General features: G+C 39.0%; 10 protein-coding genes. 9 read left to right on the forward strand and 1 reads right to left on the reverse strand.

Annotated features, from left to right (window positions below; translation table 11 throughout):
- Nucleotides 1-108 precede the first annotated feature (108 nt).
- Nucleotides 109-2,274, forward strand: a complete 2,166-nt coding sequence (locus tag EZ456_RS06330; protein WP_131528412.1) for an alpha-L-rhamnosidase-related protein — start codon at nt 109-111, stop codon at nt 2,272-2,274.
- A 279-nt stretch (nt 2,275-2,553) separates the two neighbouring features.
- Here the strand turns inward: EZ456_RS06330 and EZ456_RS06335 are convergent, their stop codons facing one another.
- Nucleotides 2,554-3,327 carry an IclR family transcriptional regulator gene (locus EZ456_RS06335; RefSeq protein ID WP_131528413.1) on the reverse strand — a complete coding sequence of 258 codons (774 nt, stop codon included), beginning with the start codon at nt 3,325-3,327 and terminating at the stop codon, nt 2,554-2,556.
- A 274-nt stretch (nt 3,328-3,601) separates the two neighbouring features.
- Between EZ456_RS06335 and EZ456_RS06340 the strand changes: the two genes are divergently transcribed.
- The 8 genes from EZ456_RS06340 to EZ456_RS06375 all read left to right on the forward strand — a co-directional run bounded on the left by EZ456_RS06340 (nt 3,602) and on the right by EZ456_RS06375 (nt 16,255).
- A complete protein-coding gene (locus tag EZ456_RS06340; RefSeq protein ID WP_131528415.1) occupies nt 3,602-6,361 on the forward strand; it encodes a family 78 glycoside hydrolase catalytic domain in 2,760 nt (919 codons plus the stop codon).
- On the forward strand, nt 6,358-7,470 hold the full coding sequence (locus EZ456_RS06345) for a glycoside hydrolase family protein (protein ID WP_131528417.1): 1,113 nt from the start codon (nt 6,358-6,360) through the stop codon (nt 7,468-7,470). The genes EZ456_RS06340 and EZ456_RS06345 overlap by 4 nt, the downstream gene beginning before the upstream one ends.
- A 235-nt stretch (nt 7,471-7,705) precedes the next feature.
- Nucleotides 7,706-10,066 (forward strand): beta-galactosidase GalB, encoded by a 2,361-nt coding sequence (galB, locus tag EZ456_RS06350; protein WP_131528419.1) that lies wholly within the window; start codon nt 7,706-7,708, stop codon nt 10,064-10,066.
- 199 nt (nt 10,067-10,265) lie between these two features.
- Nucleotides 10,266-11,426 carry an ABC transporter substrate-binding protein gene (locus tag EZ456_RS06355; protein WP_131528421.1) on the forward strand — a complete coding sequence of 387 codons (1,161 nt, stop codon included), beginning with the start codon at nt 10,266-10,268 and terminating at the stop codon, nt 11,424-11,426.
- Nucleotides 11,423-12,574: a CaiB/BaiF CoA transferase family protein gene (locus EZ456_RS06360; protein ID WP_131528423.1), complete on the forward strand. Its 1,152-nt coding sequence runs from the start codon at nt 11,423-11,425 to the stop codon at nt 12,572-12,574. Before EZ456_RS06355 ends, EZ456_RS06360 begins: the two co-directional genes overlap by 4 nt.
- 219 nt (nt 12,575-12,793) lie before the next feature.
- A complete protein-coding gene (locus EZ456_RS06365; protein ID WP_131528425.1) occupies nt 12,794-13,957 on the forward strand; it encodes a CaiB/BaiF CoA transferase family protein in 1,164 nt (387 codons plus the stop codon).
- Nucleotides 13,950-15,188, forward strand: coding sequence for an extracellular solute-binding protein (locus EZ456_RS06370; RefSeq protein WP_131528427.1), 1,239 nt, complete (start codon nt 13,950-13,952; stop codon nt 15,186-15,188). Before EZ456_RS06365 ends, EZ456_RS06370 begins: the two co-directional genes overlap by 8 nt.
- The gene (locus tag EZ456_RS06375; RefSeq protein WP_131528429.1) at nt 15,185-16,255 is read left to right on the forward strand and encodes a Gfo/Idh/MocA family protein; all 1,071 of its coding nucleotides are present in this window, start codon (nt 15,185-15,187) and stop codon (nt 16,253-16,255) included. Before EZ456_RS06370 ends, EZ456_RS06375 begins: the two co-directional genes overlap by 4 nt.
- Nucleotides 16,256-16,281 lie beyond the last annotated feature (26 nt).

Below are 16,281 nucleotides of genomic sequence, written 5' to 3' on the forward strand. Positions count from 1 at the left end.
CATTCCCAACTTGATTGGGAATCCTAATGCAATAGTTCATTAAGATTCCCGCCTGCGCGGGAATGACGTCGCAAATTAACGTACGTCGATTATATATAAGCTAATAATATGAAAAACTTAAAAAAAATAATTCTGCTGGTAATTTTCACTTGTTTGATAGCACCAGCTTTTGCCCAAAAAGCCTCATGGATATGGTATCCCGGCGATTTCGATATCTACATGAGCAATGTAATGCAGAACCGCAGAACAGAAAGAGGTTCGTTCTTTCCGGTGTTTTGGAAAATGGATAGCCACTATGTTTTGGTTGATTTTCATAAGGAATTCAATTTGGCTCAAGCTGAAGAAGTAAGGCTATTTGTAGAAGGAACTTACAATGTGAAAATTGATGGTCAGGCTATTTCCGGCTTTCCAAAAAGCATCCAGATCCCTGCCGGAAAGCATAAATTGAGTTTAAAAGTATATAATCAGGCAAACGTACCAGCAATTTTTGTTCAGGGTAAAACTATAGTTTCTGATGAAACCTGGCTAACTACTTTCGAAGATAAAGAATGGATTGATGCAAGTGGAAAAACTTCCGATAAATCAGGAACCACCTTTGTTTCGGCAGGCTCCTGGAATTTAACCGATCCGACTAAATTGCCATCACAATTTAAATTACCCGTAGTAGCACAATCGAAGGTTAAAACCGAAAAAATAAATAAGGGTGCGGTTTCTGATTTCGGAAAAGAAACTTTCGGGTTTATTAAAGTACATGGTTTAAAAGGAAAAGGAAGACTGAGCATTTATTATGGCGAATCGAAAGAAGAAGCCTTATCAACTGATAAATGTGAAACTCTGGATTATCTTGATATCGACCTGGCCCAGAAAAAAGATTCTATCATGCCACTTTCGAAAGCATTTCGATACGTGAACCGGCAAACAACTGGAAATGTAACAGTCGATTCTATTTCCATGTTATATGAGTATTCACCAGTAACAGAACGCGGAAGTTTTAAATCTTCGGATGTGGAGCTAAATAAAATCTATGATGTAGCCAAATATACCTTTCATTTAAATACCCGCGAGTTTTTCATTGATGGGATAAAACGCGATCGGTGGGTATGGAGTGGCGATGCTTATCAAAGTTATCTGATGAATTATTATTCGTTTTTTGATGCACCAACAGTTAAAAGAACTTTGTTGGCGCAGCGTGGCAAAGATCCAGTAACAGCCCACATCAATACCATTATGGATTATTCTTTCTACTGGTTTTTAGGGATTTACGATTATTATAAATTCACGGGCGATCAAAAATTTGTTCAGGATATTTATCCACGAATGCAATCGCTTATGACCTACATCGACGGAAGAAAGAATAAAAACGGTCTGTTGGAATGGATGCCGGGCGATTGGATTTTTATCGATTGGGCAGATAAACTAAGTAAAGACGGAGAAGTGAGTTTCGAACAGCTTTTATACGCACGAAGTTTAGAAACGATGGCTCTATGCGCCAAATTGGCCAATGATACAGCAGGAATTGCAAAATACGATAAACAGGCAAAAGAACTGAAAAGCAAAATTTTTGAACTTTACTGGAACCAGAACAAAAGCGCGTTGGTACACAGTCGCGTTGATGATAAACAAACAGACAATGTAACCCGTTATGCCAATATGTTTGGGATTTTCTTTGATTATTTTACACCTGAACAAAAACTGGCTGTTAAAAAAAATGTATTGCTCAACGATCAGATCGCTAAAATCACCACGCCTTATATGCGTTTTTATGAATTGGAAGCATTATGTGCCATGGGCGAACAAGCTTATGTACTAAAGGAAATGAAAAATTATTGGGGTGGGATGTTAAAATTGGGTGCAACTTCTTTTTGGGAAGAATACAATCCTGATAAAAAAGGAGCAGAACATTTAGCCATGTACGGCAGGCCATTTGGAAAAAGCCTTTGCCATGCCTGGGGTGCCAGTCCGATTTATTTGCTAGGGAAGTATTATTTAGGTGTTCAACCAACATCACCCGGTTACGAAAATTACATTATCGAGCCAAATTTAGGTGGTTTGGAATGGATGGAAGGAAAAGTACCAACAGCTAACGGAGATATTTCGGTGTTTTGCAGCAAGAAAGAAATCAAAGTTTCTTCACCAACAGGAGAAGGTAAGCTAAAGATAAAAAGTAAAACACAACCAGTTGTAAAAGATGCGGAAGTGAAAGAGGTTTCCAAAGGAATTTATGAAGTTACAATCGAAAAAGGAAAGGATTATATGGTGAAGTATTCGGGGTAGTTTCGTCATCCGATAGCTATCGGATGCGAGAAGGCTTTTTCTGCCGAGAGCCTGTCCCGACCTTTCGGGGAAGCAATCTTAAACTATGGGTTTTTTGTTAATAGCAGCACAGTCATAACCGACCTAAACCCGATTGAAGTGGATGCTGATTCTTCATCAGCAGAAACAAAAAGCGGGACTGGAATAACCAAAGAACTGCTGCAACTGCTTTCCAAAAAGCAAAAAGTTTACTTGGGTAAACCTATCAGGTTTTTGAAACCTGATAGGTTGAAGACGGGTCTAAACGCCAATCCGCTGTTCTATCTTTTTAACGCATTTGTATGCCTCAGCGAGGATCACATCATTTGCAATCGTCTGATCTACATTTAAAGCATTTAACATCGAAATGGTTAAACAGGCGATAATACCGTTGTTGCTTTCTATACCTATAGGCACTGAAATATCGGTTACACCCGAAACTGAATCACTATTTTTAAAATAAGAGCCAGTTTGCTGGATATCTGTTAAAGAACTTAAGAAATCCTCTTGCTGTGCTTTGGCATATTTCTTAAAAATGACATTGTTTTTTAAGGTTGTTGTACGCTCAGCCTCGGGCATATAAGCCAATAAAACCTTACCCGAGGCGGTTAAAGGCAATGGAAACAAGTTACCCTCTTCAATAGAAAGCGCAATTGGCCCGGGACTTTTGGCATGAATAATCACCATTACCTGGTTCATGTATAAAATACTCAAATGGCACGACTGACGAATGCTATTGGCCAGTTCTTCCAGTGGAAACTGCGCAGCCTTACGCAGCTCATCAATAGGTGAGTGCCGGTGTGAAAGGTAAAAAAGCTTTAGCGAGAGCCTGTATTTACCCGAAACCTCATCGCGTAAAATATAGCCGCGACTTTCTAAACTCATCAACATCCTATAAATTTCGTTAGGCGTTTTCTCAATACCAATCGCAATTTCAGTTTGAGACAATGGGATAGATTGTGCTGATAAATACTCCAATATATCAAGTCCTTTATCCAAAGCAGGGGCCTGGTACTTCGATTCTTTTTCGTTCATGCGGGTTTAAATTTGGCTGTAGCGTATTTTTTACAATTTCAAACATACAAAATGCTTTCTTATTTATACAAGGGAAGATTTCGCATAATTTAAATACGAATATATGTTTTCATATTTAAAAAAAACATTTATATTTGAATTAGAGATAGCAATTTAAAGTTAAGAAATTTAAATTGCTTAATTCAACAGAATTGAGCAATTATTTTTGAAGAAATTATATCACTGATAACCATTTATAAACCTAACCAAACACCGAAATGGTGTACAACAGTTGATGAGTAAACTCGTAATTTTTTCTTGGCTTTATCTGTTAAGCATTCCGCTTTTTGCGCAAGATATTAAAGTTGCTCAATTAGATTGTGAATACCGGAATAATCCGATCGGAATTGATGTGTTTTCGCCAAGTTTAAGCTGGAAATTGCAATCATCAAAGCATAATGTGATGCAGGCTGCCTACCAGGTTTTAGTTTCGCGCAGTCAAAGTAATTTGGATAAAAATATTGGCGAGGTATGGGATACTAAAAAAGTGAATTCAGGTCAATCGATTCAGATACCTTACAAAGGAATTAAGCTATTATCAACCAAAACTTACTATTGGAAAGTCCGCGTTTGGGATAATTTTGGAAATCAATCTGCCTGGAGCACTTCAGCCTTTTGGCAAATGGGATTACGCCCTGCTGATGATTGGAAAGGAGCAAAATGGATTGCTTACGAGAAACTAGCCGATTCAAATGTAAATAGCTTACCAACTGACGGTAAAAAAGATAAACACAATAGCAACAACGTTCTGCCCATGTTCCGTAAGGGTTTTACGGTGACCAAGCCAATAAAAAAGGCAACTGCATTTATTTCTGGTTTAGGTCATTTCGAAATGAGTTTAAACGGATCGAAAGTTGGCAACGATTTCCTGGCTCCCGGCTGGACAAAATACGATAAAGAGGCTTTGTACATTACATATGATTTAACCAGGCAGCTTAAGAAAGGTGAAAATGCAATTGGTGTGATGCTGGGCAACGGTTTTTATTATGTTCCACCAGTTAAAGAGCGCTATAGAAAATTAAAAGTGGCTTTTGGTTACCCAAAAATGATCTGCAGATTACTGATTGAATATAGCGATGGTACTGCAGCCAATATCGTAAGTAACCAGGGCTGGAAAACTGCACCATCGCCCATTACTTTTTCGAGTATTTATGGTGGTGAGGATTATAATGCTAATCTCGAGCAAAAAGGCTGGGATTTGGCTGGTTTTAACGATTTGAAATGGAAATCTGCTTTATTGGTTGATGGACCAAAACTGAATGCACAGAAAGAAGAACCAATAAAGATTTTTGAAAATTTCACGGCACAAAATGTTACTTCGGTAGCCAATAATGAATGGGTTTACGATATGGGCCAGAACGCTTCTGCCATTATCGAATTAAAAGTTCGAGGTAAAAAAGGCGATACTGTTCGCATCACACCAGCTGAACTATTAAAAGCCGATGGTTCGGTAACACAAAAAAACATTGGTGGACCATCTTATTTTACCTACATATTAAAAGGGGAGGGTTTAGAAACCTGGCGACCAAAATTCTTTTATACCGGATTTAGGTATCTTCAAGTTAAAGGAGGAGTTCCAATTGATAAAGATAACACTTCAGGCAAAGTAGTAATCGAAGATTTAAAATCCTTACATATTAGGAATGCAGCTCAGCAAGTGGGTAAATTTTCTTCTTCTAACGAATTGTTTAATAAAACTTTCAGTTTGATCGATTGGGCCATTAAAAGTAACATGGTGAGTGTGTTTACCGACTGTCCGCACCGCGAAAAATTGGGCTGGTTAGAAGAGCTTCATTTAATGGGAAGTTCTGTACGGTACAATTATAATGCTGCACCCTTGTTTAAAAAAGCCTTGCAGGATATGAAAAACTCGCAATTGGTTAGTGGCTTGATCCCTGAAATTGCTCCTGAATATGTAAAGTTCGAATGGGGTGGCGATATGTTCCGCGATTCACCGGAGTGGGGCAGCAGTGGGATTTTGATGCCGTGGTATTTATATCAATGGTATGGCGATAAACAGGCGATGATTGATTATTACCCGATGATGCAGCGGTACATTAGTTATCTTGGTACTAAAGCCAAAGGTAACATCTTGTCGCAGGGCTTAGGCGATTGGTACGATTTAGGGCCAAACCCTCCTGGCGTTTCTCAACTAACCCCAATGGGCGTAACCGGAACAGCAATTTATTACTATGATTTAAATATCCTCGAAAAAATAGCCACACTTTTAGGTAAAAAAGCGGATGCGCTGGCCTATGCAAAACTTGCCGTCGAAGTCAGAAATGTTTTCAATAATAAATTTTTCGATGCAAAAACCAAACAGTATGCAACAGGTTCGCAGGCAGCAAATGCGATGGCTGTTTATATGAAACTGGTTGAAGAAAAAGATAAAAATGCCGTGATCGAGAATTTGGTTAAAGACATCAGAGATCGTAAAAACAGTTTAACAGCTGGTGATATTGGCTACCGTTATATGTTACGTGTTTTAGAAGATGCCGGAAAATCGGATGTGATTTTCGACATGAACAGCCGTTCTGATGTGCCTGGTTATGGTATGCAGCTTGCCAAAGGTGCTACAGCCTTAACAGAATCGTGGGCGGCCTTGCCAACAGTATCTAACAATCATTTTATGCTGGGACACTTAATGGAATGGCTATACAGTGGTATTGGTGGTATCCGTCAGGAAGAAAATTCGATTGCCTTTAACCATATTAAAATCGAGCCAGAAGTGGTGGGTGATTTAAATTTTGCTGATGTGAATTACGATTCTCCTTATGGTAAAATATCAACCAAATGGACAAAAACAGCTAAAAATTTCACTTTGGAAGTCAACATTCCGGTAAATACAAAAGCTACAGTTTATTTTCCGGTTTTACCGAAATATAATATCTCAGAAGAATACAATTCATCAGTTGACGATGCAGGAGTAGAAAATGGCAAAAGCAAGGTGGCTATAGGATCAGGTTATTATAAATTTAATCTTGATTACAAATGAAAAAGATAATCATCACACTTTTTCTTTTTGTTAGTGCATTAAAATTGAATGCTCAAACCGCTAATCCTGTTTCAACAGAAACCATGGAAAAGATTTATCAGGAAGTAAAAACACCTTATAAATATGGTCTGGTAATGGTTCCTGAAGATAAAGACCATAAAATGGATTGCCCAACTATATTTAGGAAGGATAAAGATTGGTACATGACCTATTTAATTTTTAGCGGTCGCGGTTACGAAACCTGGTTGGCGAAAAGTAAAGATTTATTGCATTGGGAAAATCAAGGCAAACTGATGTCGTTTGGCAACGAAGGCAATTGGGACGATAACCAAAAAGCAGGTTATAATGCATTACTAGATACCAAATGGGGTGGGAATTATGGTGTAAATCAATTCGATGGCAAATATTGGATGTCGTATTTCGGTGGTAAGGAAAAAGGTTATGAAGTGGAGCCTTTGTCAATTGGAATGGCCTATACAAGCAAAAATCCATCAGTAGTTCAAGAGTGGAGTCGGTTAGATAAACCTGTTTTAGCTTCTGGCGATGCTGACGTGCGCTGGTGGGAAAACCGCAACAAACTTTTTAAAAGCACAGTAATTGAAGATAAACAAAAACTTACTGGCCATGCATTCGTGATGTACTATAATGCTGTTGGCGATTCGTTGGTGAATAATAAAAAAACACGCTGGTACGAGCGAATTGGTATGGCAGTTTCTGACGATATGGTTCATTGGCAGCGTTTCAATAAAAACCCCGTGGTTCATCATCCAATCGGCATTACAGGAGATGCTGTAATCCAAAAGATTAACGGAACCTGGGTAATGTTTTACTTCGGGGCGTTTTGGCAAGATAGAAAAGGCTCCTTTAACCGTTTTGCAGTCTCAAATGATCTGGTAAACTGGACCGACTGGACAGGCGATAACCTGATTGAATCATCAGAAAAATATGATGAATTGTATGCACATAAATCTTTCGTTTTGAAGTATAAGGGCACAGTATATCATTTTTACTGCGCCGTAAACAAGCAAGATCAACGCGGAATTGCCGTTGCTACATCGAAAGATTTAGGTAAAAGCACATTAAATTTTGTAAGCGAAATGAAAAACTAAAATGATGAGTTCTCAATTTAAATATAGATTTTTTGGTTTGACGCTTTTAATGGTGATGTCTTTTGGCGTTATTTCGACTGAAGCGAAGTCACGAACTTTCGAAAAAACAAACTCATCTGCGAAGTCAGATTGCTTCGGCTCGTACATTCCCAGCCTCGCAATGAAGATCATATTTCCGTCATTGCGAGGAGGCGCGACGAAGCAATCTATTTTACATGAAAGATTGCTTCTCCCGATGAAAAATCGGGCTCGCAATGACGATGACATTAGATCAAGAACAAGCTTTAACAAAAACTGGAAATTCTTCTTAGGTGATGAATCGAATGCTAAATCTCCAACATATAACGATCTTAAATGGAGAAAACTCACCTTACCACACGATTGGAGCATCGAAGGTAAATTTGATGAGAAAAATCCTGCCAAACCAGAGGGCGGTGGTTTACCCACAGGCATCGGCTGGTATAGAAAGGGATTTATAGCGCCAGCCAATTTTAAAAACAGATTGATTACCATCGAATTTGATGGCGTTTACAAGAACAGCAAAGTTTGGGTTAATGGAAAATATTTGGGCAAAAGGCCGTATGGTTATTCCTCATTTTCTTACGAAATAAGCAAGTTTTTGAAAACCGGGAAAAACATCATTGCGGTTAAAGTTGATAATTCTGCTCAGCCAGATTCTCGATGGTATTCAGGTTCGGGGATTTACAGAAACGTTTGGTTAACCTCAACAGCGAAAGTTGCGGTTTCCAATTGGGGAACTTTTATAACTACTAACAATTCAGGGAAACTTGATGTGCAAACGCAGATTCAGAACAAAACTTTGAAATCACAATCTGTTCTTGTAATCAATTCAGTTTATAGCTCAGCAGGAAAATTGCTTATCAAAAGTAAACCTCAAACTCTTAAAGTTGACACTTCGGGAACAGCGGTAAACGGAACGCTGGATATTAAAAACCCAACACTTTGGTCTGTTGAAAATCCTTACCAATATAAATTAGTTACTCAAATTCTTCAAAGCGGAAAAGTAATTGATACTTACGAAACCAAATTTGGCATTCGTTCTTTCAATTTCGACGCACAAAAAGGCTTCTCTTTAAATGGGAAACCAATGAAAATTTTGGGCGTCTGCCTGCACCACGATTTAGGAGCTTTAGGGGCTGCAATAAATGTTCGGGCAATGGAACGCCAACTGGAAATGATGAAAGCAATGGGGGCGAATGCCATCCGTACGGCACACAATCCACCTGCCCCTGAATTTTTAGATTTATGCGACAAAATGGGCTTCCTTGTAATGGATGAGGCTTTTGATATGTGGGTGAAAAAGAAAACCAAAAATGATTACCATTTAAACTTTCCGCAATGGCATAAAAGTGATTTGGAAGATATGATTAAACGCGATCGTAACCATCCATCGATTATTCTCTGGAGCATCGGTAACGAAATCCGTGAGCAGTTTGATAGCACAGGTATGGCGATTACAAAAGAGCTTGTAGGTATTGTTAAAAATCTGGATAAAACACGTCCGGTAATTTCGGCGTTAACCGAAACAAAAGCTGAAAAGAATTTTATCTATCAAGCCAATGCGCTAGATATTTATGGATTAAACTACAACCACAAACTTTACAAAGATTTCCCTAAAAATTATCCGGGCGTTAAATTTTTAGCAACAGAAACTACTTCTGCTTTGGAAACCAGGGGTTTTTACGATACTGCCGATACCATCCGCCGTTGGCCAAAAGATGGAAAAACAAAATTTACCGAAGGTAACAGTGAATGGTCGGCATCTGCTTATGATAATGTTTCGGCATACTGGGGCTCTACACATGAAGAAACCTGGGCAGCAGCTAAGAAATATGATCACGTATCTGGCTTATTTGTTTGGACAGGCTTTGATTACCTCGGCGAACCGCTACCATATCCCTGGCCAGCCAGAAGTTCGTACTTCGGAATCGTTGATTTGGCAGGTTTCCCGAAAGATTCATACTACATGTATCAAAGCGAATGGACCAACAAACCTGTACTGCATATTTTGCCACATTGGAACTGGAAACAGGGAAAATCTGTTGACGTTTGGACTTATTACAACAATGCCGATGAAGTAGAACTTTACCTGAACGGGAAATCATTAGGTAAAAGGTCAAAACAAGGTGATGAACTGCATGTATTGTGGAACGTGAATTTTGAACCAGGAACTTTAAAGGCTTTATCGCGTAAAAACGGGAAAGAGGTTTTAATACGTGAAGTGAAAACAGCAGGAGATCCGGCGAAAATAGAACTAATAGCCGATAGAAAGAACATAAAAGCTGATGGTAAGGATTTATCTTTTGTTACTGTCCGCATTTTAGATGCTGCAGGAAATGTAGTGCCAAACGCCGATAATTTAGTCGATTTTAAAATAGATGGTGTTGGTTTTATTGCAGGTGTTGATAATGGGTTTCAGGCAAGTGTTGAGCCTTTTAAAGCCAATTACCGTAAAGCATTTCATGGTTTATGTTTAGCCATACTACAGTCAACAGAAAAAACAGGAACAATTAAACTAACGGCAACATCTGCTGGTTTGGTTTCTTCATCGATTATAATTAATACTGGGAAATAAAGGGGAGAGAGGCCATGGTTCGTGTCCTCACGAAACACAATATAATATTTGGCCTGGTGGATAATAAAAAAATGGTCGGTGGAGACACCAACCATTAGAGAAAATAGAAGAATCTATCGGTTGGTGTCTCACCGACCGAAATAATTAAATAAAATAATAACATGGTTGGTGGAGACACCAACCATTAGATAAAAATAAAGTGGAGAATACGATTAACTTAAAAGGAATAACCTGGAACCATAGTCGTGGGCTTTTGCCCATGGTGGCAACGGCACAGCGGTTTTCTGAATTGCATCCGAATGTTCACATCACTTGGGAGAAAAGAAGTTTGCAGCAATTTGCCGATTTTTCGATCCAGGAATTAGCTGAACGGTTCGATTTATTGGTTATTGATCATCCTTGGGCGGGTTTTGCAGCTAAAACAAAATCTATTGTGCCTTTAGATTTTTACCTCTCTGATGAATATTTAAAAGATCAGGAAGAAAATTCTGTTGGCCAATCTTACGAAAGTTACACTTATGATGATCACTTATGGGCCTTGCCTATAGATGCAGCAACACCGGTTGCCGCTTCAAGGCCAGATTTACTTGCCGAAAAAGGATTGCAACTGCCTAAATCTTTCGACGATTTATTGTCACTTGCCAATAGCGGTTTAGTAGCCTTTGCGGGCATTCCGATTGACGTTTTAATGAATTTTTATACGCTTTGCTGCTCATTTGGCGAAGATCCCTGCCAAAATGATGAAGAAGTGGTTTCCGCAGAAACAGGTGTTAAAGTTTTGAAAATGTACCGTGAGCTGGCTTCAAAAATGGATAAGGCAAATTTTGACAGAAACCCGATTCAGGTGTATGAGGCAATGACTTTAAGTGACGAAATTGTTTATTGTCCTTTTGCTTACGGTTATTCGAACTATTCGCGTAATGGTTATGCCCGCAAAAACTTGCATTTTCACGATATGATTAGTTTAGATGGAAAAACCAACCTTCGAAGCACTTTAGGTGGAACCGGTTTGGCCATTTCTGCTAAATGCGATGAATTGGAGATGGCTGCTAAATATGTAGAATTTGTAGGTTCACCAGCTTGTCAAGCTACTTTGTTTTTTGAAAGTGGTGGTCAACCTGGGTATTTAGCTGCCTGGAAAAACGAAGAAGTAAACCGCCAGAGTCAGAATTATTTTTTAAACACTTTACCAGCTTTACAAAGGGCATTCCTTCGTCCGCGGTACCATGGTTCCATGTATTTTCAAGATCATGCAGGTGATGTTGTTCGCGATTATTTAATGAAAGGCGGAGATGAAATTCAGGTTTTAACAGCCATAAATGTATTATATCAGAAATCTAAAAGCTTAGTATTATCATGAACAAGCCGCTAGAAGGACTTTTGGTTTTAGAGTTTTGCCAGTTTTTGGCAGGACCGTCGGCTGGTTTAAAACTGGCTGATTTAGGCGCACGTGTAATCAAAATTGAGCGACCAAAAACAGGAGACGCTTGTAGACAACTATCCATTAAAAATCTTTTTGTAGATGAAGATAGCTTGCTTTTTCATACGATAAACCGCAATAAAGAAAGCTACGCTGCAGATTTAAAGAATCCTGATGATTTAGAAAGACTGAAAAAACTAATCCGCGAAGCCGATGTAATGACGCATAATTTCCGTCCAGGTGTAATGGAAAAAATTGGGTTGGATTACGAGACGGTACAAAATATTAATCCCAAAATTGTTTATGGTGTGGTAACGGGCTATGGGAATGAAGGACCATGGAAAAATAAACCTGGTCAGGACTTATTGGTTCAATCAGTCTCAGGTCTTACTTTTTTATCGGGTGTTGATGTCGATGGACCTGTTCCATTTGGTCTTTCCGTTTCTGACATTATGTGTGGAAACCATTTAGCGCAAGGAATAATGGCTGCTTTGATCAAAAGGACAAAAACAAACAAAAGCGTTCTGGTTGAAGTAAGTTTATTAGAATCGGTTTTGGATGTGCAATTTGAGGTATTAACCACTTACCTAAACGATGGTGGAAAATTACCCGATAGAAGCGGGGCAAAGGGAAGCGCGCACGCCTACTTAAGTGCACCTTATGGCATGTACGAAACTGCCGATGGTTATATCGCAATGGCAATGGGTAATCTCCCAAATATCTGTGCAATAATTAATTGCGATATCACTGATTTGTATGTTGAGGCGGGTTCAGCCTTTGAAAATCGTGATAAATTGATTATCCGTTTGGCTGACACTTTTAAAAAGGAAAATACCAAAACCTGGGTCGAACTGTTAGAAAATCACGGAATCTGGTGCGCTGAAGTATTGAATTATCAAACGGCAACAGCTTTGAGTACTTACAAAAACCTTGATATAGAGCAGCAATTGGATTTAGGTGGGAGCAAAATAATCAAGACAACCGTTAGTCCGATTAGGTTAGATAACGAAAAATTATTTGCAGCGAAAGCAGCACCAAAACTTGGGGAAAATACGTCAGAGATTAATAAAGAGTTTGAATTAACGTAGTTGTCACGTTGAGCCTGTCGAAACGTAGCAGAAAAAGTTCTTCGACAAGCTCAGAATGACAAACGAAAAATAAAATGAATTAAAAATCGGTCGTCATTTCGACTGAAGCGAAGCGGAATGGAGAAATCTTTGAACATAGTTTAAAAGGTCTCTCCGCTACGGTCGAGATGACGACCGCCCTATACTCAAAACGACGACTGATATTAAATAAATAAAATTATGAGACCGCTTGAAGATTATTTAGTTATCGATTTCAGCCAGTTTCTTTCTGGCCCATCGGCAGGCTTGCGTTTGGCAGACATGGGTGCACGTGTAATCAAAATTGAGCGTTTAGGTGTTGGCGATATCTGCCGTACGCTGTATACCTCGAACCTGATTATGAATGGCGAATCGTCGGTTTTTCATGCTATCAATAGAAATAAAGAGAGCTTTGAAGTTGATTTAAAAAGCGAAGAAGATTGCGAAATGGTCCGCGAACTGCTAAAAAAGGCAGATGTAATGATCCATAACTTCCGTCCAGGTGTAATGGAGCGCTTAGGTTTCGATTATCAATCGGTTACCGCCTTAAATCCTTCAATTATTTATGGAGAAATTTCTGGCTATGGAACAGACACGGAATGGAAAAATAAACCTGGCCAGGATTTGTTATTACAATCCGTTACTGGATTAACTTCTCTAACTGGAAATGCAGATAGTGGCCCTGTAGCCATGGGCTTATCCATTATAGATATGTTGGCTGGGGCACATTTAGCGCAAGGACTTTTAGCCTGTTTGTACCGTAAAGCCATAAAAAATGAGGGTGGATTTGTACAGGTAAGCATGATGGAATCGGCCTACGATTTTCAGTTCGAAACCATTACCACCTTTATGAATGATGGAGGAAGCTTACCCGAACGTTCAAAAAAGAACAATGCCAATGCATATTTAGGTGCTCCTTATGGTATTTATCAAACAGAAAACGGATATTTAGCCTTGGCGATGGGATCAATTCCACAATTGGGAAATTTACTTGGTTGCGAGAAATTGGAAGATTACGTGGACGTAAGCGAAGCATTCGATAAACGGAATGAGATTAAGGCAATTTTAGCCGAACATCTTTTATCTGCAAGCACCGAAAACTGGCTTTCAATACTGGAACCAGCTGATATCTGGTGTGCCGATGTTTTGAACTGGAATGCATTAATGGCTCACGATGGTTTTAAGGTTTTGAACATGATACAGGAAGTAGAAATGATGGATGGTTACAAATATAAGACTACCAGATGCCCAATCCGTATTGATGGCGAGTTGCTTACCTCGTCAAAAGGTTCGCCTAAATTGGGACAGGATAACGAGAAAATTATCAAAGAATTTATAACACAGCATACAACTGCAAATGCATAACCAGGTAGACACTTTCAGAATAGCCGTTCGTAAATTTGCTCCTTTTGAGTCTGCCATGCAGAAATTTTGGGATCAATATTGCATATTTTCGGGTTGTAAGCTGAAATTGGAGATGGTGGTGATGGATCTACACGAGCTTTACGACAGTACAATTACCAAGAAAGGTTTAGTCAATGGCGACTTTGATATAGCACATATCAGCACCGATTGGGTTTTGGAAGGCTATAACGATCAGGATTTCGAAGTTTTAAATCCCTACATCAATAAAAATAAACCAGATGATTTTCCGAGAGGATGGAGCAAGTCACTTTTAGGTTTACAACGTTTCGGCTGGGAAATAGTGGGTTTACCATTTCACGATGGCCCTGAATGTTTCGTTTACAGGAAAGATCTGTTCGAAAACGAAACTGAAAAAGCCAATTATTTTGCTCAATTCGGTAAAACTTTAGAAGTACCCAAAACCTGGGAAGATTTTCATCAGATCGCCAGGTTCTTCAATCGCCCGCTGAATAATCTTTACGGAAGTATCTTTGCATGTTATCCTGATGGGCATAATACCGTGTTTGATTTTTGCCTGCAATTATGGACCAGAGGTGGCAACTTGGTTGACAAACATGACCATATTCAGGTTAATACACGGGCTGCAATTGATGGGCTTAATTTCTATCGCACAATTGTTAACGATAAAACTGCTATTCATCCAAAATCAGCAGCGTTTGAATCTGTAGGTGCCGGAATGGCCTTTTCACAGGGTGAAGCTGCGATGATGATCAATTGGTTTGGTTTTGCAGCTATATGCGAAGTGGATCCAAATTCTAAAGTTAAAGGCAAAATCGATGTAGAATTATTGCCCTCCGCGATTGACAAAAAATCTGCTTCTTTAAATGTTTATTGGCTTTACACCATTGCTAAGGGTAGTAAAAACAAAGATATCGCATACGATTTTCTTCGTTTTGCCTTGGCCAAAGAGCAGGATAAACAACTCACTTTAGCGGGCGGAATTGGTTGCCGGATTTCAACTTGGAAAGATGAAGAAATCAATAAAGTAATTCCTTATTACCACAAATTAGAACAACTGCATGAGGTAGCCAATATGTTACCTCAGAAAACAAATTGGGCTGCAATAGCGGCCATAATCGATCAGATGGTTTTGCAGGCTATTAATACAAATCAATCTACTGAAGAATTGATTCAGCTTGCACAAGATCAGATTAACGAAATTGACAAATGAGTATTGATATAAAATATAAGCCAGAACTACCTGAAACAAAGCAACCCATCATTATTATTGGTGCAGGTGGAATTGTATCTGATGCACATCTTCCTGCCTATAAAATTGCCGGATTTGAAGTGCACGGTATTGTAAACAGAACTAAAGAAAGGGCACAAAAACTGGCAGATGCTTTCGGTATTCCGAATGTTTACAATTCGGTTGCTGAGGCGGTAAAACTGGCTCCAGCAAACGCCGTTTACGATTTAACCATCATGCCCGAACAGTACATTGAAACGCTAAAACAGCTACCCAATGGAAGTGCGGTGTTGATCCAAAAACCGATGGGTGATGATTTTGCCCAGGCAAAAGAAATCCTCGAATTATGTAGCGCGAAAAACTTAAAAGCAGCCATAAACTTTCAATTGCGTTTTGCACCATTTGTAAGTGCGGCAAAATACCTGATCGATAAAGGATTAATTGGCGAATTATATGATATGGAAGTTCGCGTAACCGTTAAAACACCTTGGGAAATTTTTCCTCATGTGATTATTCACCCACGTTTAGAAATCCAGTACCACAGCATTCACTATGTGGATTTAATCCGTTCGTTTTTAGGTAATCCGGAAAGTATTCTAGCCAAAACATTAAAACATCCGGCAAAGAATTTATCCTCATCACGTTCTACCATTTTATTTGATTACGGCGATACCATGCATGCCGTAATTAACACCAATCATGATCACGATTTCGGTCCGAATCACCAGGAAAGTTATATTAAATGGGAGGGAACAAAAGGTGCAATAGTAGCTAAAATTGGCTTGTTAATGGATTATCCCCATGGTGTACCTGATGTTTTTGAATATTGCCTGGTTGAAGATGGAAAATCTCCGGAATGGCAAACAGTTAAGCTTGAGGGCTCTTGGTTTCCAGAGGCTTTTATTGGAACTATGGCCAATTTGATGCGGTATAACGAAGGTTCAACGGATGTTTTGCAAACCAGTGTTGAAGATGTAATTCAAACCATGGCAGTTGTAGAAAGTGCTTATCAATCGAGTGATACTGGAGGAGTAAAAGTTAAGGAATAATTAAATCGTCATTGCGAGAAGGCACG

The sequence above is a fragment of the Pedobacter psychrodurus genome, from assembly GCF_004331735.1.
Classification (GTDB): domain Bacteria; phylum Bacteroidota; class Bacteroidia; order Sphingobacteriales; family Sphingobacteriaceae; genus Pedobacter; species Pedobacter psychrodurus.

Bases quoted from the DNA above. Each gene is read 5' to 3' on its own strand.
- EZ456_RS06330 (WP_131528412.1), top strand. From the start codon at position 109: ATGAAAAACTTAAAAAAAATAATTCTGCTGGTAATTTTCACTTGTTTG.
- EZ456_RS06340 (WP_131528415.1), top strand. From the start codon at position 3,602: ATGAGTAAACTCGTAATTTTTTCTTGGCTTTATCTGTTAAGCATTCCG.
- galB (WP_131528419.1), top strand. From the start codon at position 7,706: ATGAAAAATCGGGCTCGCAATGACGATGACATTAGATCAAGAACAAGC.
- EZ456_RS06335 (WP_131528413.1), bottom strand. From the start codon at position 3,327: ATGAACGAAAAAGAATCGAAGTACCAGGCCCCTGCTTTGGATAAAGGA.
- EZ456_RS06345 (WP_131528417.1), top strand. From the start codon at position 6,358: ATGAAAAAGATAATCATCACACTTTTTCTTTTTGTTAGTGCATTAAAA.
- EZ456_RS06375 (WP_131528429.1), top strand. From the start codon at position 15,185: ATGAGTATTGATATAAAATATAAGCCAGAACTACCTGAAACAAAGCAA.
- EZ456_RS06370 (WP_131528427.1), top strand. From the start codon at position 13,950: ATGCATAACCAGGTAGACACTTTCAGAATAGCCGTTCGTAAATTTGCT.
- EZ456_RS06360 (WP_131528423.1), top strand. From the start codon at position 11,423: ATGAACAAGCCGCTAGAAGGACTTTTGGTTTTAGAGTTTTGCCAGTTT.
- EZ456_RS06365 (WP_131528425.1), top strand. From the start codon at position 12,794: ATGAGACCGCTTGAAGATTATTTAGTTATCGATTTCAGCCAGTTTCTT.